This window comes from Gryllotalpicola sp. CP2-P1 (assembly GCF_057512245.1).
Genome location: NZ_JBLRDT010000334.1, coordinates 1 through 1,868 on the forward strand (window position 1 = coordinate 1; position 1,868 = coordinate 1,868).

3 protein-coding genes are annotated in these 1,868 nt (G+C 72.4%); all 3 read left to right on the forward strand.

All coding sequences use genetic code 11. The features are described 5' to 3' along the window. Nucleotides 1–254: 254 nt before the first annotated feature. On the forward strand, nucleotides 255–383 hold the full coding sequence (locus ACM2XV_RS14915) for a hypothetical protein (protein WP_344776847.1): 129 nt from the start codon (nucleotides 255–257) through the stop codon (nucleotides 381–383). 83 nt (nucleotides 384–466) lie between these two features. Continuing rightward, nucleotides 467–922: a lasso peptide biosynthesis B2 protein gene (locus ACM2XV_RS14920; RefSeq protein WP_487027505.1), complete on the forward strand. Its 456-nt coding sequence runs from the start codon at nucleotides 467–469 to the stop codon at nucleotides 920–922. Continuing rightward, nucleotides 919–1,868: phosphoenolpyruvate carboxykinase (ATP) (locus ACM2XV_RS14925; RefSeq protein ID WP_487027506.1), on the forward strand; the 950-nt coding region annotated here is incomplete at its 3' end. The genes ACM2XV_RS14920 and ACM2XV_RS14925, both read left to right, overlap by 4 nt.

The window sequence follows — 1,868 nt, forward strand, 5'->3', positions numbered from 1 at the left end:
GCGCCGAGTGGCTCTCCGAGCACCCCGCGGGTGCGTCGGTGCTCGCGCTGCACGCGGCGTGGCTGCATGCCGAGGGGCTGCCTGTCGAAGGCGCCTCCGAGGTGAGCGGCGCCCCCGGCGCGCAGGCGGCGGCGTCCCCCCGAAATGGGCATAACTGAGACATTGTCAACTATCGGGTGCCTCGTTAGCTTCGAATCAAGCCTGTGCCGGGACTTCCTGCCGGGTGACTCATTCAACGAAGAAAGGAGCCCGCAATGGCATACGAAGCTCCCAGCATCCGTACCGTCGGTTCGGTCTCTGGCACCACGCTCGCGCAGGGGACGGACGGCAACGACGACCAGTTCCTGTTCTTCACCTGGGGCACCGACCACAAGGTGTCCTGAGCCGAGCCGGTGACCGTCCCCCGGGCGGATCCGTCCGCCCGGGGGATTCCCGCTCCATCGACCCGACCAGTGAGAGCAGCCGCATGAGCACCCGTCCCCGCCTCCGCCGCGTCGCGGCCCTCGGCCCTCACGGCTGGGGCCGCATCGCGCGCACCGCCGTCGTTGCGCGGCGCATCGAGCGGTCCCTGCGCCGCGAGACCCTCGACGCGACCGCGCGCCGCTTCGGCGCGGTGCTCGTCTTCGAGCCGCCGCGCGAGGCCGATGCGCTGCCGGCGCTGAGTGCCGCCGAGCGCGGCGAGCTCGCCCTCGCGGCGCGCGTGCTTCAGCACCGGCCGTTCAACGGCACCTGCCTGCGCAGAGCCCTGGTCTTCGCCGACATCCTGCGTGACCGTGCCCCCGTGCTGCGCGTCGGCGTGGCCAAAGACGGCGGCGAGGTGACCGCGCACGCCTGGGTCGAGCTCGACGGCGTCTCACTCGACCCCATGGCGCTCGAGCGCTTCACCGTTCTGCGCGCACCCGAGCTGGAGGCCGCGAGATGACCTGGCGCACCACGATCTACGGCCTCAGCGTGCAGGCCGACCGCGCGCTGCAGGCGGCGCCCACCGAGCTCTGGACCCACGCCGCCGACGTGTCGCTGACCCACGAGCAGCACGAGGTGCCCTCGCACGGCCCCGGCGACGGCGTCATCACGATGCGCTACGCGCCGGGCGGCGAGGACCTCTATTACTGCGAGCAGCGCGCGGACGGCACGTACCTGCTCGTCTTCGTGGATGCCTGCGAGTTCGAGGTCTCGGAGGACCTCACGCAGGCGGTCGTCCGGCGACACCGGGGCGCGACCCCTGGCATCGAGTCCGTGCTGACCCTCGGGGGCTTTCTCGCCTGGCAGCTCTATCAGCGCGGGCACCTCGTGCTGCACGCGAGTGCGGTCGAGGTCGGCGGCGGCGCGATCGCCTTCACGGGCAACTCCGGCATGGGCAAGTCCACGATGGCGACCCTGATGTGCGCCGCCGGTGCGCGGATGCTGGCCGACGACGTGCTGCGCATCGACTCGGTCGACGCGCAGCCGGTGGCGCGCCGCGGCTCGTCCGAGCTGCGGCTGCGCAAGGGTGCCGACACGCTCGCCGCCGCATTCGACGGGGCATCCCCCGATCGCCGCCAATCGGCCGACGACCGCCAGGTGCTGCGCCCTGCAGCTCAGGCGGGCGACCGGCTGCCGCTGCGCGCCCTCTTCATCCCGCTGCCGACCCGCGACTCCGACGAGATCCGCATCGACCGGATCTCGCCGGTCGACGCGGTCTTCCTCCTGCTGCGCTTCCCGCGACTGCTCGGCTGGCAGGACGAGCGCGTGCGCACGGCACAGTTCGCGCTCATGAGCGCGGTCGCGGCATCCGTGCCGCTCAGCCTCATCCACGTGCCGTGGGGTCCGCCGTTCAGCGCCGGCATCGCGCCGGCGATCCGCGCAGAGCTCGAGCTCGAGCGGCAGGG

Coding starts and splice junctions, on each gene's coding strand:
- ACM2XV_RS14915 (WP_344776847.1), top strand. CDS start 255: ATGGCATACGAAGCTCCCAGCATCCGTACCGTCGGTTCGGTCTCTGGC.
- ACM2XV_RS14920 (WP_487027505.1), top strand. CDS start 467: ATGAGCACCCGTCCCCGCCTCCGCCGCGTCGCGGCCCTCGGCCCTCAC.